Source organism: Paenibacillus sp. FSL R7-0163, from assembly GCF_037969975.1.
In the GTDB taxonomy this organism is placed as follows: domain Bacteria; phylum Bacillota; class Bacilli; order Paenibacillales; family Paenibacillaceae; genus Paenibacillus_AQ; species Paenibacillus_AQ odorifer.
In genome coordinates this window covers 480,330-505,198 of the sequence record NZ_CP150224.1, presented here as the reverse complement: position 1 = coordinate 505,198, position 24,869 = coordinate 480,330, and the positions used below count along the sequence as shown (strand labels likewise).

Below are 24,869 nucleotides of genomic sequence, written 5' to 3'. Positions count from 1 at the left end.
AAGCGCACATTTCCATTCCATTTTCGGGCATATGACCTAGCCGTAAATTACTGTTAACAGCTGGTGTATACGTTTAGTGTAGGTGTGATCCTTAAGCGTCCGTTCAAAAGCGCGCAGGGCTATCGCACGGCGTTCTTCCTCATGAGTCAGGTAATAACGGATTTTATCCATCATTTCTTGAGGGCTTGCAAAAGTCTCAATTTCTTCACCAGGTTTGTAAAAGGATCCCATATCATCTCTGGCATCCACTAATTGCAGCGTACCCGTTGCCGCGATTTCAAAAGTACGCGGATTAGGAGATACCGCCGGAATCGAAAGCGTATTGTTGTTCACTACTTCATCAATGTGCGAGCGGTGGAGGTTGATGACGATTTTGGATCCGCTGTAAGCTACCGCGGTTTCTTGTGGTGACATCCATTTGCCAATCTCAATTCGATCTCCATAGAGTGCCGCCTCAGGCAGACGGTCCCACCAGATGCCGTTAATCACCGTGTTATAGTTCATCAAATCCGGAAGAATCTCACGGAAGAAATTAACCCGGTTCCAATAGGCAGAGCCAATAAAACTAACTTCGCGATTCAATGGTGAACGTGTTGTAGTTGGACGGTAATGCTCGCGGTGAGCGGCAAAAGGAAGATAATGAACTTCAGGGCAGCCCAGTCCCTTATAAAAATCAATACAATTACGCTCAAGCGTGAACACAAAATCGTAATGTGCCACAATTTTAACTGTAAAATCAGTGTAATAAGGATCATCTGTAAGCCAAATGGCTGTCTTAATCCCGCTAGCCCGAAGAACGGAGATCTGCTCAAGCGGTAAATCCATACCGTCCAGCACAAGTACCAGATCCGGTCTTTGAGCGGCGGCTAACTCCACTAAGTTTTGGCGTACATCCGTTATCGTGACTTGTGCGGTTAATTTTTGCAGCGCGTAGAGGACTGCATCGTCTAATGGAGAGTAGGGATATCCTTTACCAGAAGCCACATACATTACATGAATATTCCGTACAGGAAATACTTCTTCTGGCCGACCATCCAAAATCGCAAGCCGCCCCCGTAAATATCCCTCATCATATCCGCCCTTAAAACCACTCAGACGACCACGAAGCTTTTCTTCCTCTGGAGGTGTCAGAGGTAGCGGTGGTGCAGGCATAATAAATTCATTGTTGTTCATCATCATCCTCGCTCCTTTGTCCCGTTATAGATTTCATACACTTGAAGCAATCACATTCAGCAAATGAGGCAAACGCGCAGTGAATGTATGGTTGCGCATGGTTGTCTGTAGTCCCCGTAAAGCGTAAATTCGGCGCTCTTTTTCATGCTTCAGATAGTACTCAATCTTCTCCTGCAATTCCTTAGCAGAGCCAAAAGTATCCAAGTCATAACCTGGTCGATAATAATTGCCCAGATCCTCACGAACATCCGTAAGCTGCATAGTACCGCAGGCACTGATCTCATAAGTACGCGGATTGATAGAGCGTGATGGTAAACGGAAGCTATTCCGGTTATCCTGCCCCTCCTCCCACGGACGGTGAATATTAATGACTAGCTTTGCGCCACTGTAATAGTTCGCAGTTTCCTCAGGCGGGATAAAGCCATTGCTAATAAAAGGGGCAAGCTGGTCATAAGTCGCAAGCCGTTCCCAGAACCCCCCAGCGATCAGCACCTTCTTATCCTTTAGATAGGGGGCAAGTTCATCAAACAGCGCTGTCCGATTATGAAATGCATTGCCAATAAACACAATGTCGTACTTATACTGCGGTGCCGTACGGCGCGGATAGAACATCTTTGGATTGACGCAAAGCGGTAAATAATGAACGGATGGAACCCCAAAGGATTGATAAAACTCCACACAACCGAGCTCATGCGTAAAAACGTGATCATAATGCCGGCAAATCACTGAAGTATCCTCTGTAAAATAAGGATCATCCACAAACCAGATCGCAGTCCGAATGCCCAGCTTTCTGATTTCTGTAATCTGTTCTAAATGATTTTCCGGAAAAACATGCAGTCCATTCATAACCAGCACTGCCCCGGGCATCTCCCGAGCCGCAGTCTCCAGCATAGCTTCTGGAGTGCTAATCACAAGCTCACTTACAAGCTGCTGGAGCGCCTCAATTACCCCAGTATCGATTGCATGGAACCCTTGAGGAACATACATTAGCTTAAATGGCCGAGAGGCTTCGACCTCTACAGTACTCCGACGCTGTACAGCCTCACACATGCCGAGACGATATCCTTCGTGATAACCGTCGCGATAATCTCGCGGACGCTTGTGTTTTCTCCTTTTTGCTTTCACGGCCTTCACCCTGCCCCGTTGTATTCTCAAGACAGTATAACTATATGCGGAGTCAGCACTCGCCTCATGGACATCTGTCATTACTAGAACTAAATTGGCAGATGTACCCTGTCTTTTGCCCGGCTTGCCCGAACCCCGTCAAGATTTCATCCACTCGCTGGATGCTGTTATACTATAAAGGTCTAGCTAGAGGCACTAAACTTGTCATCTCTGTCCAATCTGTCCGAAGATGATTATTTTTTGAAATTCACAAGGGGGGAACTATGAATAACACCACGTTGTATTTGCGACACGCGGAGCTGCTGCGTGATCTGGTGCCATCCTTTCAAACCTATCCTTTTCATCTGCCTGCTGTTCGAACGATGGATCGCCTGACTTTTCAAAAACCAGTGACCTTTCTTGTTGGAGAGAACGGCACGGGCAAATCAACCTTGTTAGAGGGAATTGCTGCTGCTTGGGGCTTTAACCCTGAGGGTGGAACGCTAAACTTTTCTTTTAACACTCGTTCCTCGCATTCGAATCTTTATGAGTATTTTAGAATTGCTAGAGGGGTTAGACGGCCGAAGGACGGCTTTTTTCTACGTGCGGAGAGTTACTATAATGTGGCTTCTTATATTGATGAGTTGGATGAACAACCCGGTGGCCCACCGATCAAAGACTCCTACGGAGGCAAATCTCTGCATGAGCAGTCCCACGGAGAGTCTTTTTTAGCTACGTTCGTTCACCGTTTCGGCGGCCGCGGTCTTTATATCCTCGACGAGCCTGAAGCAGCGCTTTCCCCCTTACGTCAAATGTCTCTGCTGGTGCGTATGCATGAGCTGGTCGGGCAGGATTCACAGTTCATTATCGCAACGCATTCCCCCATTCTGATGTCCTATCCCGGTGCTGAAATTTTTCTCTTGGAGGGAGAGGGAATACGGTCCGTCGCCTTGGAGGAAACCGAACATTATACCGTGACCAAAGCGTTTATGAACGATCGTCAAGGGATGCTGCGTGAGTTATTTGAGGATGAACAAGCATAAACGCCTTCGACGTCCCTATAAGGACGGTAAGCGTTTAAGCGAGAAATATAAGGATAATTTACAATATGGAACATATAAATTCTTATATTTTAATAAAAACAGCAAGTCTCCATAATCGGAAACTTGCTGTTTGATTTGTTCCATAAGCTAACGTCTTACAAATCCCACTACCTTGTGAACAATCCACCCAAACATGACCACGACCATCATATCGAAGCACACATTAAAGAGGAATAAATGCTTGCCAATATCAGCCCTTCCGTCTCCCAGAATCGGAACCAAAAAGGAGAAAATCCCTATTAGCCCTAGCAGCATCAGCAGCTCGCCGGCAATTTTGCCGCGAATATCTCTGCTGCGGAAATACTGGAACAAGGCTCCCGCAAAATACACCAGATAGAATATGGAGAGAAATCCGAGCGTGTGCGGAATATGTTTATTTTTGAATTGGCTCCATCCACTGTAAGTATAGGATAATGCACCTGCTGGTTTATTCTCGCTTTTCTCGTAGTTTCCTAGATAATACGGGCGAATCGCCATGCTGTTACTCGCAGCGTATTTCATATTATCTATCAACCGGTCCGGATGCTTCAGATAGAAGAACAACACATCTTTATGAGATACACGGTCATAGAAGTCCGGAACCAGCGAAGGATCATCCTGCTTAATCACTGTATCGGTCTGAAAATAATTCGTACCCGCCAGTACCTCCAGCCGCTCCGGTAATCCGAGATCCTGCAAGTCTCCCTTCACATCCGGCGATTCGTTTAAAATCCCAAAAAACACCGTTTGATACAGATTAATATGCTTCAGATCTTTTGGCGCTGCCACATACAAAACGATGGATACAAGAAAGATGGCAATCGAAAAACGTAAAGCCAGCTTCCTCCATTTGCCCTCTCCGTCAAGCATCATAAACCGCAAGAAAATCACAGCAAAGGCAATCCCAATCGGTGCATTCTGGATTTTGGAGGTGACCAGAAACAGAATCGCTATAAAAAACAAAGTTAATCCTTTAGTGGTTGGCTTCTCTTGGCTAGTTAATCTTAATCCTAATGCAAATGTCAGCAGCATAAACACCATCGACACCGGTTCTCCAAACAAGGAGTTGAAATAGGCCACATACCCGATATCGTAAAATACAAATAAGATAGCTGCACCCAACAGCAGCCCTGTAACATAAGAGCCACGAGCATTATACTTCACCAGCAGCCAAGTTGCCGCCAGTAAAAGAAGCCCATAAACTGCACCCAGCAAACGAACATCAAAAAAGCTGCCATGGATGAGCCCGCCGATCAACCTCGGCACAAGCACTATAAAAATCTGTGAGGAAGGATAAAAGCCCCTAAACAAATCCTCATACGCAAAACGAGAATGGCTAAAGCTGAAAAACTGATCGGCATACGATGCAGCAGTATCGTAGTAGTTCAGACCGATGGTATTCATCATACGCAGAAAATCTCCATTATCGGCAACACCAATAAATGGCCCTACGAATAGCAAATAAATAATGATACCGCAGCCGGCAAGGCCTACGAGATACTCCGGTTTCCAGAACTTTTTCATGATTCCCCCTATCTCTGTGGTAACAGCTTCACATATTCGTCGGACAAATTCATTAGCTTCAAAATATAATCATAATCAGTCTGATATTTTGTAAAATCCGATACTGGCTTAAGCGTATCCAGCGACACAGCTTCACCATCAGCAAAATCTTTACCAGGCACATAGAGAATATCATCATTAAAAAATGAACCGGAAGGTAAATAATACCGCATCCCTAACACGTTACGATCAATGTTCAAGAGATCATGACCAAATGCTGTATAACCTTCTTCCCTTAAAGAAACCCCCAATAGGTTAGCTATTGTAGGAAGAATATCCAACTGTCCACCTGTTCGCTCTACTACCTTCCCTTGCTCCATTCCTGGTACATGTACAATCAATGGAATATTAAAGCGACTGATCCGGGAATCGTATGGAATCCCCAGTGCACTTTCCACTTGCTCCGGTGGAACATCCTGCGGCTGCAAGCCAAAATGATCACCATACATCACCAGCACAGTGTTATCCCACATTCCGTTTTTCTTCAAACCCTCTATTAAAGTTCCAATGGCATAATCAGTATAGTTAATAGCAGTCAAATAATCGCCAAGCATCGTGTTTTTCAACTCATCAGGCACTGAGATCTTCTTAAAAGAGTCCGGAATTTGGAAGGGATGATGGCTGGATGCCGTCACCATTTGTGCGTAGAAAGGAGTTCCTTTCTTCTGCAATTCTGCCATTTTCTCGACACCCGTAATATAAAGCTGTTCATCGGAAGCACCAAACGCATTAAAATGATCATTAGTAAAATAATCTTTGTCATAATAACCGTTAAAGCCAAGCGCTGGATATAGCTCGTTCCGATTCCAAAAGCCTACTTGATTCACGTGAAAGGTGTACGCCTCATATCCTTTATCTCTCAGCAGACGTGGTAGGCTCGGCAGTTCTCTGTCCCCGAATCCAGTGGACATTGCCAACGTCCCGATTGGATAAATCGACGTGTTGCTCATAAATTCAGCGTCAGAAGTATTGCCCGGACCAATCTGTTGGTAGACATGGGGGAAGTAAAATCCCTCATCTGCCAACTTGTTCAACACTGGAGTCAGCTCTTGACCCTTCAGGGATTGATGCAACGGGAAGTTTTGAAAAGCTTCCATTTGAATGACAATTACATTTTTGCCCTTTTGCGAGCCGAAATACTCAGGTGCTGTGCCCGCGGCTTTACTACTATAAGGATAGGAAGCTTGCAGCTCATCAATCTTCGCGATTGTATCCTTAATATCTCCGGTTCCAATGAGATTGTTATCTTCCTTGACCTTGATTGCGGCAACGACCTCATAATTCAGGAATCCGGCACTTTCTGCCTGCACAAGTTCATTTGTAATTCCCCGCGCAGAATTGACAGAATTGGCCGAAAAAGCAAAACCTCCAAGAATAGCCACCAGAATCACCATCATATGTGCCAATCGTGTGTTCCGGGAGCTGAATCGCTCACGCTCATGCGGATAGGCTTTTCCATGCTTCCATCTGCGGATCAAGACATAGATCACCATGATCACAAGATCAGCGAAAAATAAATAATCAATAGTCTGTATCGTTGATTCTACGCTTGCCTTCACTTGAAATACCTGATTCAGTTCATATAAAGCCAGATACGTCGGAACAGAACCAAAGTGATTGAAATATACACTGGCTGCGAACAGCAGCAGCGATAATATCCCGTTAAATGTCCAATAGACGGCTGTTCTCACCCGCGAAGGAGTAATGACCGTCAGAATCCCCATGATGAAGAGGACTGGAGCAACATCTGCTGCAATCCACTCCCAAGCAATTCTATCAAAGAACAGCACTCTCAGCAGGAGCAGCTTCAACCATAGCAGCAGGACAACAATATAGAACTGAGCTCGATTCGGCCCGTGCTTTTTCACGTTTTAATCCCCTCTTACCTTTTCATTTGTTCTGATTATGAAATCTATTCATCTTTTCTGTAAAATATCAGATTGTTCTAGTATAACAATACTTACTTTTTTTATCAAAAATGTGCACCGTTCGCTCCCACTACAAATAGGGAAACCCCACGCCTTTTCGGCTGTGGAACCTCCCTATTTAAGCCTATTATGTTATGCCCTTCAATCTAAGACTGGCTTGCTGGCGAATCCTCTTTCACCTTCCAGATCGTTAAATCACTATCATAATATACAGTGATCTCAGGACTGCCAAGCTTATGAAAGGTGAGATTCCCGGGCTCCTGATCTCTTTTAAGCAAGCTATATTCGCCCACATCAGCAACGCTAAATATCTTAGTCAGCAGAGGTGCTGCCTTCTCACGTAGGCGATCCCCATCAATTAGAGACAGCTCACGGTCTAATACCGTTAGTTGTTTGGGATCTGTTTTATCACTAGCACGAGGATTTGTATCACTAATCTGTTCAATCCTTCTAGTAACAGTATCGAGCGTAACCGAAACCTTTGATCCGTATTGCAGCGTAAGTCTATCCTGATCCTTGTCCATAGCCCGAAATACTAAACTAAGCTCTTCATCACCTCCGTTACCTCTCAACATCTTCAATGCCTCTTCCCCAGCTTGACGCGTCTCTTCTGATACCGCCGAGGCCTCAAGCGTGGCTGATGCGTAATCGAATTCACCATTTACAAATCCGATACGCCATTTCTCCGCCCTAAAGTTATTTTCAATTTTCACGCTAGAATGTTGTGTAGCATCATATTCAACATATCTGAGCACATCATAAGCTGAATCATTCGCATAACCCAGTTTGCCCTTGATCTCTTCCGCACGGGTTTTCATTTCAGCGTCGATCTCTGCAGTTGTCAGCATCGCGCTCATCTTCGTTTGCACCAGTTCTCCTGTCTCATAATCGATCCAGATATATGCGGAGTCCTCACCTTTCTGGTAAGAGTAAAATATCTGCTGTTGCTCCTTAAGCCATTCCCGGTGATCTAGCGGATAAGTCTTTCCAAGTAAACTCTGCATCACCTGATCTGCGTTCCGCTGTAGCTCAGCCTCCGTGAAATGCGACGAAACCTCAGTTTGCGCAGGGTTGCTTGATTCATTACCAAGGAACCTTCCGTTCAGAAAGAATATGCCTAAGCCCAACAGTACAATAAAACTTGCCACTGCCCACATTTGCACAGATAGTCTTTTTCCTGAAAAAGATTTCGTTCCCTGTTGATCTTCTTGAATTCGGCGAATGACGTTGTCTGCATGCCTCATAGTAAACTTTTCATTTCCAAAAGGTCCTTTTCGGGCCTGAGCATACCATTCCGGTTGATGATCCTCCATCATTCTACCCCCTTTAATTTGTTCTGAATTTTTTGCCGCGCTCGGTGCAATCTTGATTTTACCGTTCCATGACTCAAGTTCATCAGTTCAGCTATTTCTTTTATAGAGAGCTCATATTTCAAATCCAGGACCAATACTTCGCGCAGCTTGGGAGACAATGCCATAATTAGATCCCATATCTCACCAATGGACTGATTACCCAAATACTCCATCTCCGCAGATCGGGCTATACCAAGAGGTTCAATAGTTTTTTCCCGCTGCTCCACATCAACCGTGGACAATGGCTGTACACCACCCCATAAGCCCGAACGAAAAAAGCGCGATTTCCGGTGCGAAAAAACAGTATTCCTGGCAATCGTAAGCAACCATGCTTTAAATGAAGAATTCCCCCGGTACGTGCCAATCCGGTAATAACATTTAATGAATACTTCTTGGGCCAGATCATCGGCCTGTTCAGAATTTTTGGTAAGATAATAGATATAATTCCATATATCCTCTCCGTAACGGCTCATGATTTCTCTTAATTGCTGTTCATTCATCGTCTCGCTATGCTGAAGACCTTCCAGTTCCAATTAGCTTCACCTCACTTAATACGACCTCATAAAAGGCACTTTAGTTCCCTTATGTTCATATTTTCTCATAAAAAAACAGGGGGTCCAGTGATCCCCTGCAAATAAAGATATCCGAATCGCCCTCTCTCCTCAAACGATCGAGGTATGCGTAAGTAATCTTTTAATAGAACGGTTAGCTTCATTTAGTACAATTTCTTTATCCACAGTCTTTAGCAAACCTCTTTCCATCACGATCTCCCCGTCGATTATCGTTGTCTCCACATCTGCCCGCGTAGCGGAATATACAATTCTAGAGATGGGATCTACGTCGTAAGAGGGGAAGGTATGAAAATTGTAGAGATTCAGGAGCACTAGATCTGCTTTTTTGCCTACCTCGATACTCCCGATCTTATCCTCCATCCCTACGGCCTTCGCCCCACCAATAGTAGCCATACGGAATACACTGCGGGCATCCATGGTTGTGGGTCCGTGATGAGGCTTTTGAATAATCGCCGCCAATCGCATCTCATTAAACATATCCAGATTGTTATTGCATGGAGCGCCATCCGCTCCCAGACTAAGAGAAACATGCTCATGAAGCATCCCTGGTGTGTCCGCAATTCCGGAGGCCAATTTCAGATTGGAACCCGGGCAATGACTTACATGCACCCCTCGATCCCGCAAAATCCGCCGCTCCTCAGCATCCAGCCACACGCAATGCGCCAGTATAAGCCGTTCATTGGCTAATCCTAGATGATCCAGATAGACGATGTTACGCATGCCAGTCATGGCCTGCACAATCTCAATTTCCCCTAAATTCTCAGACGCATGAGTATGCACCTTCACATCGTATCTTGCGGACAGATCCCGCACCTCGGTTAATAAAGGCTCTGTACAGGAAATCACAAAACGTGGAGAAAATGCATACTGAATCCGGCCGTTTCCATAACCATTCCATTTTTCCAGTAAATCGACACTTTCCTGCAAAGAAGATGCGGTATCCTCCTGCAGCGCCTCAGGCACATCTCCCCCTTTTTGATCCATCATCACCTTGCCGGACAAGGCCCGGATTCCACTTTTAGCTATAGCCTGAAACGCAAAATCCGTATGATGGACAGTCTCCATATCCACAATCGTCGTCGTGCCGCTGGTGATCAGTTCGCCGATGCCAAGCATAGCCGAATAATAAAGGGATTCTTCATCATGCGCGGCCTCTAATGGCCAGATTCGTTTGCGCAGCCAATCCATCAGCTCCAGATCGTCCCCTTTACCACGGAATAACGTCTGGCATAGATGAATATGAGTTTGGATAAAACCCGGAATTAATGTACGGTTCGTAGCATCAATAATCTTCTCGTCACCCTGCGGGATCAGGCCAGTGCCGATTTCAACGATGAGATCATCCTTAATCCGGACATCCCCGTGTAAAATTTCCTCTTGCTTGTTCATCGTAATGATTTCGGCATTTTTGATCAAAATATTTCCCATAGCCCTTCTCCCCCTCATTGAGTTAATTCCAGCACAACTTCACGCCTGTAACACAAAAAGGCCACAAAAATATGCCTGAGCATATTTTCGTAGCCAGAAATTTACGGTTCCCGGTAGAGACCCTTAAACCAATTATTAAGGATATACGAAAAAAAGACTATTCATTTGTAATTTGAATAGTCCAATAATAATCTAAAGACAGGTTACATGTCAATATACATGACACACAATATCGATTATGTATTTTAAATAGTGATTTATAAAAGGAATTCAGCGTTTAATGTTATATAAATTAACTCCAATCCCATTTGTGATCACGAATTCTTACGTTAAAATATTTTCGATTACGCTACGCTGTACCTCGTGTCAGACTTACTGTCAGAAAAATATTGAAAATAAGCTATCCGAGAGCTATTTCATGGCTTAAGAGACAGCCGTTTCGTACGATTAGGTCGACCATTTCGAATGATTAGATCAGCCATTTCGGACAATCTCTGCTTACACTAACGCCTTGTGGTAAACCGCTGTGCGCATATAGCGCGGTATGGCAGACTGGTCAGAGCCCGCTAGTGTACGCCTAGCTCTATTCATCTAACTGACCTATGCCGGGCCCTACTGCTACTCAACTGCTACTTCAGCACTGCTACGGCTACTACACTACTCCTACTACACTACGGCTACTACACTACTCCTACTTCCGCACTTCTGCGTTCCCCTTGTGCCTATTCCACTGCTACGTCTGGAGCTTCTGCTTCTGCTTCTGCTTCTGCTTCTGCTTCTGCTTCTGCTTCTGCTTCTGCTTCTGCTTCTGCTTCTGCTTCTGCTTCTACTGATCTCGCTACGTCCACACCACTGGTGAGTCATAATCCTCCATACTTTCGGACCCAGATGGCACTATTTGCACATTTTTCGCCTTTTGAGCAAGATTTCGGACTCCAGTGACGCTATTCCCTCGAAACAGGTCCATATGCGGTGTGTTTTGTACCAATTGAAGCTAGAATAAAAAGTGGACAGTAGTTAACAGACTGGCGATAATGAGTCCACGGAGGTGTGTTCACATGGGAGAACATCGACAACGGTATAACGAAGAATTTAAAAAACAGACAGTGCAGTTCATTCAAGAGCAAACAAAGACAGTGGGCGACTTGGCGGAAGAGCTCAACATCCCAAAAAGTACCCTGCATCAATGGATGAGTCAGTATCGAGAACTAAAGAATGAACCGGCAGCTAGCGTGGATCGAGTACGGGAACTCGAGGCACAGTTGAAAGAAATGAGCCGACAACTTCAAGAAAAAGATAACAAGATTGCTGATGTGGAAGAGGAATTAGCGATCGTAAAAAAAGCAGTGCACATCTTCAGCAAACCAAGGAACTGAGATTCCAGTTTATTGAAAAACATCGCTCCGAGTTTCTCTTGGAGAAGATGTGCATGACCCTACATGTGTCACGGAGCGGGTACTACAAGTGGCGGACAGAAAAAAACAGTACGCATATGCTTCGTAAGGCTGCGATAATGAAGCGAATTCAGTATCATTTTGCAGACCATCAAAAGCGGTATGGGAGTCCGAAGATCACCCGCCTGTTACATCAAGAAGGTTATACCGTTACCGAACGCACGGTGAGTGTGTACATGCGACATATGAAGCTTCGCTCCATTGTCTCCAAAACGTATCGCGTACAGACCACTGACTCCAATCATGACCATCCGATTGCCCCGAATACGCTGAACCAGCAATTTAAAATACTCAAACCCAATTCAGTATGGGTTACCGACATTACGTACATTCCTTGCCGGGGAGGGCGCTTGTACCTGGCTAGTGTAATGGACCTTTGCACGCGCGAAATCGTGGGGTGGCGCTTGGAGAACCATATGGAAACTAGCTTAATTTCGGGCGCCTTACAAGATGCTTACGAAGCTAAACAACCGGAAAAGGATCTATTACATCACTCCGATAGAGGTTCTCAATATACTTCTCATGAATACACGAAGCAGTTGAAAGCGTATGGCATGGAGTCCAGCATGAGCCGCAGAGGTAACTGTTATGATAACGCCTGTATCGAGTCGTGGCACAGCATTTTGAAAAAGGAGCTCATTTATTGTAATCCACGATTCAAAACTAAGGAGCAAGCCTACCAGACACTTTTTCAATATATTGAGTTTTATTATAACCGCAAGCGAATGCATTGCGCGCTGGGGTATCTTTCTCCAGTTCGTTTTGCTGAGCAATTGACTAGAATGTCTATTGCGTGACTGTCCACTTTCTTGACAGAGGTCCAAATAGCTGCGGTGGAGTCCGATAGCATCCCAAATGTGGGGAAATGCTACGTTTAAGGTCATCTGGGTCCGTTACTGTCGAGTCATACTCAGCCACTGATGCTTAAGGACCCAGATGACGCTATTTGCACATTTTTCGCCTTTTGAGCATGGTTTCGGACTCCAGTGACGTTATTCCCTCGAAACAGGCCCATATGCAGTGTGTTTTATACCAATAGCTGCTCTGGAGTCCGATAGCATTCCAAATGTGGGGAAATTCCGCATTTAAGGTCTGCTGGGTCCGTTACTGTCGAGTCACAATCAGTCACTGATGCTTTCGGACCCAGATGGCACTATTTGCACATTTTTCGCCTTTTGAGCAAGATTTCGGACTCCAGTGACGCTATTCCCTCGAAACAGGTCCATATGCGGTGTGTTTTGTACCAATAGCTGCGGTGGAGTCCGATAGCATCCCAAATGTGGGGAAATGCCACGTTTAAGGTCATCTGGGTCCGTTACTGTCGAGTCATACTCAGCCACTGATGCTTTCGGACCCAGATGACGCTATTTGCACATTTTCCGCCTTCTGAGCAAGATTTCGGACTCCAGTGACGCTATTCTCTTGAGACATGTCCGTCCATATGTACTATTTGCACACTTATCGCCTTTTGAGTAGGGTTTCCGTAAGCGCAAATTGCTACCTAATCAAACAAAGTTTTTGTTTAGAAAACGGTGTTATTTCCACAAAAAGAGGATATCTCAGTAGCCATTAGATGGCTCATGAGATATCCTCTGGTTCTCTCGCTATGTTAAGCTTCCGAATTCCCGTGCTTTTCTAGAACCTTCTCGAACACCGGAAAATTAGCGGTACGCCCTGGAAAAGTTACCTCACCCCTGAGGTCATAACCCAGCTTGGGATATAGGGCGAGTGCCCCAGTGTTCTTAGCATATGTGTCCAGACGGATACTTGAATAACCATTCTGGCGAGCATGTTCTTCTGCATAAGTGCTAAGACGGCGTGCAATTCCCTTCCCTTGAACTTCAGGATGCACAGCCAATCTATGCATAATTAAATGAGGCCCTTGCGTTTCTGTCCAGTCAATCTTCCCATACTGCTCGGATTGGTGCTCGTCCAACACTAGAATGCCGGCCACCGCATTGTTCTCCTCACATACCCATAGATTGCCACGTTCAATATCAAGGGAGATGATCTCCCGGTTCGGATAATGCTCGTCCCACTGATCGCTGCCACCTGCTTGCATCACCTGTACGCATTTGGCAATCAACTCCATAATTTCATCAATCTCATCTTTGCGTGCTCTGCGAATCTCAGTATCCATGAATCATCCCTGCCTTCATCTTAACCTCATATTATTTTCACTTTCATTATGAAGTTTATCACATCGGCAGCGCAGCAAACCAGTCCGCACGAAAACCCCAAGACCCGCTCACGGGCGGAGCGGATCTTGTCATCTGTGTCCCCTAGCTGAATTCCAGCTTATGCCCGTCCTCGAAGCCCTTGGCGAAACCGGCGTCGAACCCCACGTTGTATGCTTCGGTGTAGCCCTGTTGAAAGGCGTCTGCCGGGGGCGTTTCCGGCGAAACGCCCAGCTCCGGGGGGAGCGGAATTACCTGTGGAGCAGGCGGAGCCTCGCTCACGGGTACCACAAGCACCGGTGGCTGTGAAACCCTTACTTTACGAACAAGCTTACGACGAAGTCTTCTTTTCTTGCGTAGCAATAGGCCTTTTTTCGACTTCCCATAACGAGCAGTTTTCCGGGCAAGAACTCTGCGGGTTTTACGGGCTAGCCCTTTACGAACTTTTGCTTTCCGCGAGAGCAGCAATGTGCGTCTACGGGTTCTGCCTGAACGTAGCGTTCTGCGGCTTTTCTTCTTCATGCTTCTACTCCTCCTGTGCTCCATGTTCTCTGGAGGTTCCTACGGCGTATGCCTTACTCAGCCATGGCGCAGCAGGAATTCCCCGTTTAGGACGATGTAGTGAAATCCCGGACATCATCCGGCACATCGCACTCTGATACCCACTTAAAATCCTGATATTGTCGCTCAATTTGCGGGCCGTCAACTCAGATTGCTCCGTCAATTCGGCGATGCTCTCCAAGATGGCCGCCAAAGCAGCCTGACTGCGCGAAATGGAGCGAATCATCTCCAGCTTGACGGCATGTTCAGAGAGACGGTCCCCGCTCATTTGCTGTCTTCTCCAAAACTAAAGCCATCACCTGACATGTCTCCAAAACCTTCCCCGCCACCATCGTCTTCGCCACTGCCCAGCACTGCTTTTAAATTGCTGTAGAGTCCGTTCTCCAGTTTGGTCAGCCCTTCGACCATCTCCACGATGACCTCGTGTATAGAGAGGGACTCCTTCAGTTGCTCACTGTGGGAATCAAAGGCTCTAGCGTGGATATGATGCTGTGCCCACTGCTTTACCTTTTCAGCTTCAACCGCCTTAGCTTCCAGAATCAACGCAACGTTCCACTGGATGGCGGCGGTGGACTCCAGCATTTGCAGATAAGCCTTTTCTCTGCTCATCTTCCGCCTCCCGCTCCTATAGCGTTACTCTTCTTCTTGACCGTTCAATTCCTTAATCACTCTGCCTACCCCATCAGCCATCGCTTCTTCCAGATCTGCAAGTGCATTCAAGTAAGCAATAATATTCTTGTTTACCTGAGTTGAGCTTTCGATCATCCCGCTGATCCCATCAAAATCAGGCTCCGCATCTGGCAGATCGTGGACAATTTGCGACATACGGACAGCCACATGGCGCTCAGCGTCTAGAATCCGCGCCATCTGTTCATGCGTATGGGCCATGTGCTGCAGGACTTTAGTTATTTTACTCTGCACCTTCATGTCTCCTTTGCTCAAACGCCCTGCTACAGCATATGCGGCAGGAGCCGTTACGGTGCCGGGGATCCTCGACAAGTTAAGGCTCTATAAGTGACTGGATGACATAAAGATTACGTTATTGCTAAGTACATTTAAAAGGATTAAAATGTGAAATGCGCAATCCTGAGTTTACCAATGATTGGTGGGGAATATATGAAGCTTGAAAGCCAGCGGATCGATCTAATACCTTTAACTGCCCCAGAACTCTCACTAGCAATAGATAACTATTCGGAGCTACAGCAACAATTAGGCTTAGCTGCCATCAGTGCGGCGCTTGATGATGAAATGCAATATGCTATGCAGATCAGGCTAAAAAAGGTGCAGCAGGACCCCGACCATTACCTATGGTTAACGAACTGGGCCATCGTCCATCGGGAAGATCAATGTATTATAGGATTCATTATCCTTAAAGGTTACCCGAATGAGAAAGGCGAGGTTATTATAGGATATGGGATTGATGAGAAATATAGAAGAAAAGGGTATGCAACAGAGGCACTACGCACAATTACTGCATGGATTTTCTCCCATCCCCAAGCTGTCTATGTAATCGCTGACACTGAAAAAGATAATACAGCCTCCCACAAAGTATTGGAGAGTCTAGGCTCTGAGAGATACAAAGAAACTGAGGATTTAATCTGGTGGAGGATTTCCAAACCCCGAGCCCTCTGAGTAACGCGTGATTTCAAAGCCCTTGCGGCTATCTATAGCAAGATTACAACAAAAAAAGCACTGCCTTATGGCAGTGCATCCTTTAACTTTTCCCCCGCCTCGTGCAAAGACTGGAACGTCCCCGCATCACTCCACCAATCCTTAAGCACATCATAACTAAGTCTGCGATCAGCGGCGTATATATTATTTACATCGGTAATCTCCAGCTCCCCCCTTTTGGAAGGTGATACCCGCCGGATGATATCAAATACAGCTTCATCGTACATATAAATACCAGTTACACAATAATTGGTCTTCGGATGCTCCGGCTTTTCTTCGATATAAGCAATCCATGCCGCATCTTGACTGTCAAACACAGGTACACCGTATCTGCGCGCGTCCTCCACCGGCTTCAGCAACACCTTTGCAGTGCCCTCTGGCTGACGAAGATAACTCTCCACATAAGGCTTCAGATCATCCATAAAAAGATTATCCCCGAGCAATACAACAAATCGTTCCCCCGGGAAAATGAACCCTTCTGCTAAATCAAGAGCCTCGGCAATGCCTCCGGCAGCTTCCTGAATTTTATAGGTCAGAGATACACCAAATGCAGCACCGCTACCTAAAAAATCCGTGTACAGGCCAGCAGACTGCTTGCTTATGACCAGAAGAATGTCGGTAATTCCTGCCCGGCGAAGCCGGTCTATGCCGTAACAGACCATAGGATATTTGCCGACCGGAAGCAAATGTTTGTTCATAAGCCGGGTCAGCGGTTGAAGTCTAGATCCTGTTCCGCCCGCCAGTATGACTCCTTTCACTTACTTTCCTCCTCTTTATCTACGTCCTTTGCCTTCGGATCTGCACTTCATATGAAATTTATAGGGTCTACATTCCATTTATCTATAAAAATCTTGCGATTTCGTTCCACCAGTTCTTGCAGTCCGGTATTGTAAACTTGCTTGAAACTTGCACTTCCTTCATGGTGCACCAAGCAATCCCCGGCGATAAGCAACCGATATCCCTTTATCCTGGTACGGTAACAATAATCATCATCTTCGTAATGTCCAGGTGAGAATCTCTCATCCAGTAGACCTACGGAAGTAAGCAGCTCTCTTTTGAATAAAAAACATAATCCTACCAGCCGTCTCGTCTCCAACCATTTCTGGGGATTTGGAAGGTTCGCCCTCTCAGCAGCCTGATGAAAATCTATCAGACCTTCATAATCAGTCTTCACCTGTTGACGTCCACTAGCATAGTTTGTGACTGGCCCAACAATACCAACATCAGGAGCACTATATAGAGCTCTCTTCAGATTAGTTAACCATCCTTGAGATACCACTACATCGTTATTCAGCAGCAGTAATTCATCACCTGAAGCTAGCTGTAGCCCCATATTGCATGCAGCTGGAAAGCCGCGATTGTCAGGCAATGAAATAAACGTTATATGATTCGCACGGCAATAAGTGTCTGTTCCGTCCGTTGAAGCATTGTCCACTACGATAATCTCATAAGGCGGCGGAGTGTAGGCAAGAATAGATTCCACACAGGCCCTCAGCAAGGGCAGCGCATTGTAGGTTGGAATAATAATACTCGTCAGCGTCATATGCGATTCCTCCAAGCGGCTACCTGTCTGCGGTACTCGCGCTGAGTCTCACTACTTAGCAGACCGCCAGCTTTTCGCCGGGAAAGAACCTCATGTAGAGCCTCAGCATGATCTCCTATGATCAGTTTTTCCACAGCATTTCCAACCCCTGTATTTGCCTTGCGCAGCCGATTATGTTTAATAACATTTACCGTCCCAGCCTTCTCCACCCGTAACTTTTCTAATACAGAACGAGCTTGGGCTTTAGGTGGAACCATTAATTCACGGTAGCCTATGGTCTCAAGCGCATGCCGCGAAAGCGCATGAGGAACAGCTGTCATAGAGCTAACTCCGAGATCGTACCTATCCAGAGCATAATTCAGAAACAGTTTGCTGCGGGTGACATCATCACATAATCCAAAAGAGGGCATCAATGAGTCTAAATCATTAAGAGCTACATCAATCCCACGATCTACAGCCGCCGTGAATGAACCGAGCTGAGAGGCCGGAATGACCATATCTCCATCCAGAAAAAGCAATATATCCCCGCGACTCAGCTTCGCACCGATAGCCCGACCCACATCATGTCCGACAGACTCTGGGCAGTGTACTACAATGGCTTGACGATGTTGTCTAGAAATAGGAAAAGAGTTATCACTGCAGCCATTAAGTACGACGATAATTTCTGCAGGTTCAAGCCGTGCAACCTGATGCAGCAGACGTGACAAGGTCTGCTCCTCATTACGCGCGGAGATAATGACTGACAAAGTCCCGCGTAACTTCGGTAACTTCAGAGTCTCCTTGCCTGCCTTCGATTGCCGAGACAGAAGCGGGCGAGTAGCAGCGTTGCCTTTTACAGAGCGATTGGCTGACCTGTGACGGATTGGGCGTTTCTTTGCCGTTCGAGCTGCTGTGCCTCGTAAAGTTGCAACCATCATCTCACCATCTCTCTGCGCCGGGCTCCGTCGCCAAAGCCCGCTCTGATCCCCCGATGTTCCAGCAACAGGGATACAGCCTCCATATGATCCGCTGTAATCAACTGCTGCAATGGATCTTTGCCGTCTTCCTTGCGTCTTACCGCATTCAATTTCCCTACAGGCACTTTGTGAGCGGCTACCACATGCAGTCCACTAAGAATTGCCTGGGCATGCGCCAGTGGAGGACGTGATAATGACTCGCTCCCTAAAATATCAAGTGCTCTGCGGCTGATTGCGTGCGGAACTGCCGTCATCGAACATCCCTTCAGATCTGGACGGCCAAGCAGAATATTCAGTGCATGTTTAGACAGCACTACCGGATGGGGGGACAGCTTCCGGACCGGACCGGAATAATCATTAAGCGCTATGTCCACTCCACCACTAACAGCAGTGACGTAAGGACGCAGCCCCGAAGCAGGTATCACCAAATCTCCATCTGTAAACAATAGGATTTCTCCCTTGGCTGCCTCAGCTCCCACACTACGGCCAGCGTCGTGTCCAAGCGGCAACTCATAGGAAATAACACGCGCACCTAGCGATTGTGCAATCCCTGCCGTTTGATCAGTGGATCCATTCACGACCACAATTACCTCGCAGCGCGGATGGACCCCTCTGGCTCCAGATATCACTCCCGCAATGGTCTGAGCTTCATTCATGGCTGGAATAATAACCGAAACATAGGGATTAGGATGGTTAACTATAGGGACTACAGCGACTTGCCGCACTGGGCGTGTAGTCCGCCGCTTCATCCGAGAGACCCGCCGTCCTGTGCGGCGGGCAGAAGTTCGTTTGGGCTTCATGCTCATCCACCTTCCTTACAGAGCCAATTCTTCAGGCTGAGGGTTACATCACAGTTTATGTACTACAACGCACAGGGTAACGGCAATTGTCTCCTGTCGTTCTGAAAACAGGACAAATGTACTCCCCACCAAACTTCAGCTTAGATACATTGCGCATAGCCAGCTGCCGCGGACACAACCTGCGATGGTAACGAACGCAGTACCGCAGCAGGTTGATTAGGTTAGGGCGGTATCGGATAAAACCGAATCTGCAGCGGATGTTTAGACATTAGCGCTATCGGACACAGTTGCTCCTATTCGCCGCATTATCACACTTTTAGATTATTAACGGACTCCGTAGCAGCTATTGGCATGAAAAGAACTCAATAATGCTCTATTTCTATACAATTGCTTCACTAGAGTCCTAAACCAGCCTCAAAAAACGACAAACCTGCAAATAACGCCATCTGGGTCCGTAAGTAGCAGCGGATGTTTAGACTACCAGGCTATCGGACAGAGCCGCAGCCACAGCGAATGTTTAGAACCCGGCGATGCTGACATGTACCGTTCCCCCCCAAAAAAACAGAGCAGCGATCTCCAATAAGGAGATTCGCTACTCTGCTATTTTTAAGAGGAACTGCTTAAGGTTCAATCAAATACGCGATCATCTGCTGCCGGCTTAGCTAAGGGAGCGCCTATAGCAATCCAAGAGATAACCCCATAGAAATGCGGAGTCTCGCGCAACCGTACTACTTGAATCACTGCTTCTCCATTGGCTCTGCTCTTTAAGGAAGCGTAGAAGTAAGGCTGATTGGTCATGGCAACAAGCACATAACCCGTATGCCCAAAGCTCTCATCAAACGATACGGTCACCTCTACACTCTCTGCATCCCCATTGAACATAAATGCTGTCATTCCAAACTGCTGTAGTGCTTCTCGCTTCCCAGCTGTTTGAATCGGACTGAAGGACAGATGATCTGTATTTACAGAGTTCGGTGCCAGATGAGTCCCGTTTACTGCACCTGGGGAAATATGATATTCCTGAACACTCTCTTCTTCCAGATGGCGGGCTTGAATCGCAAACGAAGAGATTTTGGATGCAACTACCGCTTCATCCTGAAGCTCTGTTGTCCCTACTGCACCTTCTGTCAGATGAGCGGACTCGATACTGCCTTCCTTCAGCTTAGCTCCGTTGATACTGCCATCCGGGAGCAGTGCTGAGCTGCGTGTTTCATCCGCAAGATGCTCTAATTTGATGATGCCAGGCTGCAAATGCCGATCTGCCACGATCTTGTCAGCAAGATGCTCTCCGTAAACACTCCATGGTTGTAAATGTGAAGAACTCACGGAGCCTTCGGCGAGTTTTTCTTCAGTAATACTGCCATCTGGCAACAAATCCGCACTGCGTACCTCTTCTGCCAAATGCTTCAGGGTGATGCTGTCCGATCGAATATGGCGGCCTTCCACCGCATCCCCGGCCAAATGACCTCCAGAGACGCTGCCTTGGGCCAAATGGAAAGACTGGATCGTTCCGACTTCAATCTTCTCGCCTGTAATACTGCCTTCCGGCAATAAATCAGCGCTGCGCACTTCTTCTGCCAAATGATTCAGAGTAATGCTTCCAGCACGGATATGGCGGCTATCTACCGCATTCCCCCCTAAGTGTCCCCCATAGACACTGCCAGGAGCCAAGTGGTAGGCAGTAATAGATCCACCCTCCAACTTTTTACCGGTAATGCTGCCATCCGGCAGTAACTCGGAGCTGCGTACCTCATCCGCTAGATGTGCTAGCTTGATCTCACCTTTTCCAATATGGAGACCTTCTACTGCAGACGGACTCAGATGAGTTCTATCCACACTGCCAGGCACTAGATGAATTGCTTCTACGGAGGCTTCCGCCAGCTTCTCCCCAGTAATGCTTCCGTCTGGCAGCAGTTCGGAGCTGCGTACCTCATCCGCCAGATGTGCTAGCTTGATCTCACCTTCTCCAATATGGCGTCCTTCTATTGCAGACGGACTCAGATGAGTTCCCTCCACGCTTTCAGGTACAAGGTGATTCGAATTTATGGATGCTTCCGCCAGTTTCTCCCCAGTAATGCTACCGTCTGGCAGCAAATTGGAGCTGCGTGTTTCTTCGGCCAAATGAGCCAGCGTGATCTCACCATATCGGATATGACGTCCTTCTATTGTGTCCGGACTCAAATGACTGCCATCTACGCTTCCAGGCACCAGATGATTAGAATTTACGGATTCTTCCGCCAACTTCTCCCGAGTGATGCTACCGTCTGGCAGCAAGTCAGCGCTACGTGTTTCTTCGGCCAGATGAGCTAACGTAATCTCACCTTTTCCAATATGGCGCCCTTCGACAGAACCTGAACTTAGATGAACGCCTTCCACACTTCCAGGTACTAGATGATTTGAATTTACGGAAGCATGTGCCAGCTTTACTCCAGAAATACTACCGTCTGGCAGCAATTTAGAGCTGCGTGTTTCTTTTGCCAAATGAGCCAGCGTGATCTCACCGTATCGGATATGACGGCCTTCTACTGTGTCTGGGCCTAAATGGCTGCCATCCACACTGCCAGGCACTAGGTGAATAGAACTTACGGATTCCTCCGCCAGCTTCTCTCTAGTAATACTACCGTCTGGCAGCAGATCAGCGCTTCGGGTTTCATCGGCGAGATGAGCCAGGGTAATCTCACCATTTCCAATATGACGTCCTTCGACGGAACCTGAACTCAGATGTCCGCCTTCCACACTTCCAAACACTAGATGAATAGAATCCACGGATGCTCCCGCCAGCTTCTTCCCGGTAATACTGCCTTCAGGCAGCAAGTCGGAGGTATATGCATCTGCAGCCAGATGAGCAAGCGTGACCTCACCCGGTAGGATATGTCGACCTTCGACAGAACCCGAATTCAAATGGCTTCCGTTCACACTTCCAGGCAGGAGATGGTTGGAATCTACCGATCCTTCAGCCAGCTTCTCCCCAGTTATGCAGCCGTCTGGCAGCAACTCAGAGCTACGTACCTCTTCCGCCAGATGAGCCAGCGTGATTTCACCAGGTAGGATATGACGACCTTCAATCGTATCGGTACACAAATGGCTGCCGTCTACACTACCAGGTGAAAGATGCTGAGAATCCACGGCACCTTTTACCAGCTTAGAGCTATTAATACTGCCCTCTTGGATTTGAACCGCAGAAATAGAATTCGGAAGGATATGACCATTCCCTATAGACAACGGCCGGATATGCGCCCCACTGACACTGCCGGGATTCAAATGTCTACTTTGAACGGCACTTTCGCTTATGGTTTTCGAACTTACAGCATTTACCGACAAATGCTCAGCATGAACTGCTGACGCTGCCAGTTTACTGGATTCTATGCTGCCGTCTGCAAGCTTAGCCGAAGTGACTGCTAAATCACTGATTTTATCCGTTGAGACACTTTCCGGTGAAAGCTTCAACGAGGTCACTGCATGATCGGCCAGATGATGAGGCTGCACAGCTCCTGCTGCCAGGTGAATTTCTCTCACCGCAGCGGAAGCCAGCTTATCTCCTGAAACTGAGCCCGATTGAATCGCAGCGGAAGTCACACTATTTTCACCAAGATGTCTTCGTTCCACGGCTCCCGTGGCCAAATGATCCTTATTTACCACAGCATCCTGCAATACACGGCCGCTCACACTGGCATCCGCCAGATGCTTTTCCTCCACTGTACAAAAAGCGATATGTTCACCACTGACTACTTCACGCGCAATCGTGCTCCCAATCACTGCACCTGCTGCCAGCTTAGCTGCATTTACACTTCCATCTGCCAACTTGGCAGAAGTAACGCTCTGTGCACGAAGATGCTCCCCGCCCACAGATTCTGAAGCCAGCTGTTCTCCAGTCACAGCACCGGAAGATAAATGTTGAGTCTGAATAGCTTCTTCCTTAAGCTGCTCCGAGCCGACCGCTTCCGCCGCTATATGCGAATGATTCACTGCTTCGCGTTCCAGATGAATAGAAGTTATGGCTTGCATAGCAATTTGCGGTCCGCGAATGGCGGATTTAGCAATATGTCTTGTGGTCACTGCTTCGTCTGCCAGCTTATGTGGGAGAATGCTTTGGTCAGCAATTTTGGACGAGGTTACCGCTTGCTCCACTAACTGTGCAGTTCCTACTGCACCCTCAGCCAGCTTTAAAAAAGAGATGCTGCGGTCAGCCAAATGCCGACTCGATATTTCGCCATCACCGATATGATTACCATTCACACTTTCTGGGCTTAAATGGACGCTTCTCACGACATCTGTACCAAGTTGCTTGGAGCCTATAGCTCCATCAGCTAAATGCCCGCCTTCGATAATACCCGACTGCAGCTGTTCCTTACCGATCAATTTGCTGGCAAGCTGATCAGAACCAATCGCTCCCGGGGCCAGATGTCTGGCGGTTATCAAAGCGTCGCTAAGATGGCGGCCTTCAATAACAGCATCCGCTAGCTTTGAACTGCTGATTTCACCATCAGCAATTTTATCGCCAGATACCGCTGCATCGGCCAGCTTGGAACGGTCAACACTGCCGTTAGCTAGGTGGCGACTTGTGATGCTGCTGCTTCCTATTTTGTCACTAGTAACGGCTCCATCTTCCAGTAAATCCGCAGTAATAATCAAATCGCTTAAATGGCGGCTCTCAATGGCTTTATCTGCAATTTGACCGCCGCCTATAATCCGATCAGCCAGCTTCTCTGGACTAATACTGCCATTTTTCAGCTTCTCTCCACTAATCGAATGATCCAGCAGCTTACCGCCACTAACGCTTCCTTCTGCTAAATGCTCGCCCACAATCGATTCTGGTGCGATTTTTGCAGAAGTGACTGCCTTGTCCGCGATATTGATACTCTGTACAGCGTAATCTTGCAGCCAAGGTGTACCAATAATGCCGAACTTTAGCTTAGAACCGTCAATGGTACGTGGAGCGATTTTGGCTCCGGTCACCGCTGCATCCGAAAGATCATCTGTATAAACGGGCTGAAAACGTTCTTTCTCTGGAGGAGCGAACCATACGGTTTCAGGAAGATTATCCGCCTGTTTCTGAAGCTGCGCTTCCTCTATAAGCTCCGGCTCCAATTGTAGAACTGGAGCAGAAGTTGGCTCCTCTAGAACGACTTCAGCTATTGCTCCCCCACTTACCTGAACTTCCGCGATCTCTGCTTCACTGACTCCGTCACTGTTATTCCCCGAGCTTCTAGAGCTGCTTTTGGTATCCAGCATACTCAGTTCCTCTTTATTGGGATTATCTACAAAATAGAGTCGTTTCTGTGGACTGCGCGGCTGCTTTTTTTTGGAACCCCTCACAAGCAGTCTCCTCCTTCCATCTAATGTTTCTCCTAGGCATCATATGCAGCGGTATGGGCTTATGACACCCTTTTGCGATGAGGCCTTCATAAGATTATGTATAAAAAAAGGCATCTGCCTTCGCGCATTCGTCCACCCTGACACGCGGGTACAAACATACTATGACAAGAGTAGAAAAAGCAGGGATCA

22 protein-coding genes and 1 riboswitch are annotated in these 24,869 nt (G+C 47.1%); of the genes, 4 read left to right on the top strand and 18 right to left on the bottom strand.

Translation table 11 applies throughout. The features are described from left to right. Window positions 1-36: 36 nt before the first annotated feature. Window positions 37-1,152 (bottom strand): glycosyltransferase, encoded by a 1,116-nt coding sequence (locus NST45_RS02145; RefSeq protein ID WP_036679773.1) that lies wholly within the window; start codon window positions 1,150-1,152, stop codon window positions 37-39. Between the two features lie 54 nt (window positions 1,153-1,206). Beyond that, the gene (locus NST45_RS02140) at window positions 1,207-2,307 is read right to left on the bottom strand and encodes a DUF3880 domain-containing protein (RefSeq protein ID WP_036679709.1); all 1,101 of its coding nucleotides are present in this window, start codon (window positions 2,305-2,307) and stop codon (window positions 1,207-1,209) included. Window positions 2,308-2,561: 254 nt separating this feature from the next. Between NST45_RS02140 and NST45_RS02135 the strand changes: the two genes are divergently transcribed. Further along, the gene (locus tag NST45_RS02135; RefSeq protein WP_339824734.1) at window positions 2,562-3,320 is read left to right on the top strand and encodes an AAA family ATPase; all 759 of its coding nucleotides are present in this window, start codon (window positions 2,562-2,564) and stop codon (window positions 3,318-3,320) included. Between the two features lie 147 nt (window positions 3,321-3,467). On the opposite strand, the gene NST45_RS02130 is transcribed toward NST45_RS02135, so the two are convergent. The 6 genes from NST45_RS02130 to NST45_RS02105 all read right to left on the bottom strand — a co-directional run bounded on the left by NST45_RS02130 (window position 3,468) and on the right by NST45_RS02105 (window position 11,050). After that, window positions 3,468-4,883, bottom strand: a complete 1,416-nt coding sequence (locus NST45_RS02130) for a hypothetical protein (RefSeq protein WP_339824731.1) — start codon at window positions 4,881-4,883, stop codon at window positions 3,468-3,470. An 8-nt stretch (window positions 4,884-4,891) separates the two neighbouring features. Then, window positions 4,892-6,790: an LTA synthase family protein gene (locus tag NST45_RS02125; RefSeq protein ID WP_076103703.1), complete on the bottom strand. Its 1,899-nt coding sequence runs from the start codon at window positions 6,788-6,790 to the stop codon at window positions 4,892-4,894. Window positions 6,791-6,996: 206 nt separating this feature from the next. After that, window positions 6,997-8,166, bottom strand: a complete 1,170-nt coding sequence (locus NST45_RS02120) for a hypothetical protein (protein ID WP_339824728.1) — start codon at window positions 8,164-8,166, stop codon at window positions 6,997-6,999. Beyond that, on the bottom strand, window positions 8,163-8,735 hold the full coding sequence (locus tag NST45_RS02115) for an RNA polymerase sigma factor (protein ID WP_076100935.1): 573 nt from the start codon (window positions 8,733-8,735) through the stop codon (window positions 8,163-8,165). The genes NST45_RS02120 and NST45_RS02115 overlap by 4 nt, the downstream gene beginning before the upstream one ends. A gap of 129 nt (window positions 8,736-8,864) precedes the next feature. Then, window positions 8,865-10,202, bottom strand: coding sequence for a 5'-deoxyadenosine deaminase (locus NST45_RS02110; protein ID WP_036679719.1), 1,338 nt, complete (start codon window positions 10,200-10,202; stop codon window positions 8,865-8,867). Between the two features lie 70 nt (window positions 10,203-10,272). Then, window positions 10,273-10,371: riboswitch (purine riboswitch) on the bottom strand. Between the two features lie 553 nt (window positions 10,372-10,924). After that, window positions 10,925-11,050 (bottom strand): hypothetical protein, encoded by a 126-nt coding sequence (locus tag NST45_RS02105; RefSeq protein ID WP_339824725.1) that lies wholly within the window; start codon window positions 11,048-11,050, stop codon window positions 10,925-10,927. Window positions 11,051-11,260: 210 nt separating this feature from the next. On the opposite strand from NST45_RS02105, the gene NST45_RS02100 reads away from it, so the two are divergent. Both NST45_RS02100 and NST45_RS02095 read left to right on the top strand, forming a co-directional pair. Next, complete coding sequence (locus tag NST45_RS02100) at window positions 11,261-11,578, top strand: transposase (RefSeq protein WP_036683594.1); 318 nt, start codon at window positions 11,261-11,263, stop codon at window positions 11,576-11,578. Next, window positions 11,527-12,453 carry an IS3 family transposase gene (locus tag NST45_RS02095; protein WP_339826098.1) on the top strand — a complete coding sequence of 309 codons (927 nt, stop codon included), beginning with the start codon at window positions 11,527-11,529 and terminating at the stop codon, window positions 12,451-12,453. The genes NST45_RS02100 and NST45_RS02095 overlap by 52 nt, the downstream gene beginning before the upstream one ends. A gap of 812 nt (window positions 12,454-13,265) precedes the next feature. Here the strand turns inward: NST45_RS02095 and NST45_RS02090 are convergent. The 5 genes from NST45_RS02090 to NST45_RS02070 all read right to left on the bottom strand — a co-directional run bounded on the left by NST45_RS02090 (window position 13,266) and on the right by NST45_RS02070 (window position 15,315). Continuing rightward, window positions 13,266-13,796, bottom strand: a complete 531-nt coding sequence (locus tag NST45_RS02090; protein WP_076142554.1) for a GNAT family N-acetyltransferase — start codon at window positions 13,794-13,796, stop codon at window positions 13,266-13,268. 142 nt (window positions 13,797-13,938) lie between these two features. After that, entirely contained in the window at window positions 13,939-14,379 is a 441-nt protein-coding gene (locus NST45_RS02085; protein WP_143760491.1) for a hypothetical protein, read from the bottom strand. Then, window positions 14,360-14,662: a hypothetical protein gene (locus NST45_RS02080; protein ID WP_051491084.1), complete on the bottom strand. Its 303-nt coding sequence runs from the start codon at window positions 14,660-14,662 to the stop codon at window positions 14,360-14,362. The genes NST45_RS02085 and NST45_RS02080 overlap by 20 nt, the downstream gene beginning before the upstream one ends. Then, the gene (locus NST45_RS02075; RefSeq protein WP_036679724.1) at window positions 14,659-15,003 is read right to left on the bottom strand and encodes a hypothetical protein; all 345 of its coding nucleotides are present in this window, start codon (window positions 15,001-15,003) and stop codon (window positions 14,659-14,661) included. Before NST45_RS02075 ends, NST45_RS02080 begins: the two co-directional genes overlap by 4 nt. A 24-nt stretch (window positions 15,004-15,027) precedes the next feature. Continuing rightward, on the bottom strand, window positions 15,028-15,315 hold the full coding sequence (locus NST45_RS02070; protein ID WP_036679726.1) for a hypothetical protein: 288 nt from the start codon (window positions 15,313-15,315) through the stop codon (window positions 15,028-15,030). 195 nt (window positions 15,316-15,510) lie between these two features. Here NST45_RS02070 and NST45_RS02065 point away from each other — a divergent pair, with 195 nt between their 5' ends. After that, window positions 15,511-16,026 carry a GNAT family N-acetyltransferase gene (locus tag NST45_RS02065; protein WP_339210710.1) on the top strand — a complete coding sequence of 172 codons (516 nt, stop codon included), beginning with the start codon at window positions 15,511-15,513 and terminating at the stop codon, window positions 16,024-16,026. Window positions 16,027-16,091: 65 nt separating this feature from the next. Here the strand turns inward: NST45_RS02065 and NST45_RS02060 are convergent, their stop codons facing one another. From NST45_RS02060 to NST45_RS02040, 5 genes are all read right to left on the bottom strand, one after another. Then, entirely contained in the window at window positions 16,092-16,823 is a 732-nt protein-coding gene (locus NST45_RS02060; RefSeq protein WP_339824718.1) for a sugar phosphate nucleotidyltransferase, read from the bottom strand. Between the two features lie 47 nt (window positions 16,824-16,870). Next, on the bottom strand, window positions 16,871-17,608 hold the full coding sequence (locus NST45_RS02055) for a glycosyltransferase family 2 protein (protein ID WP_036679731.1): 738 nt from the start codon (window positions 17,606-17,608) through the stop codon (window positions 16,871-16,873). Then, window positions 17,605-18,525, bottom strand: a complete 921-nt coding sequence (locus NST45_RS02050; RefSeq protein WP_339824715.1) for a glycosyltransferase — start codon at window positions 18,523-18,525, stop codon at window positions 17,605-17,607. The genes NST45_RS02055 and NST45_RS02050 overlap by 4 nt, the downstream gene beginning before the upstream one ends. Continuing rightward, window positions 18,522-19,364, bottom strand: coding sequence for a glycosyltransferase (locus NST45_RS02045; RefSeq protein ID WP_339824712.1), 843 nt, complete (start codon window positions 19,362-19,364; stop codon window positions 18,522-18,524). Before NST45_RS02045 ends, NST45_RS02050 begins: the two co-directional genes overlap by 4 nt. 627 nt (window positions 19,365-19,991) lie before the next feature. Continuing rightward, window positions 19,992-24,680: a WIAG-tail domain gene (locus tag NST45_RS02040; protein WP_339824709.1), complete on the bottom strand. Its 4,689-nt coding sequence runs from the start codon at window positions 24,678-24,680 to the stop codon at window positions 19,992-19,994. Between the last annotated feature and the right edge of the window lie 189 nt (window positions 24,681-24,869).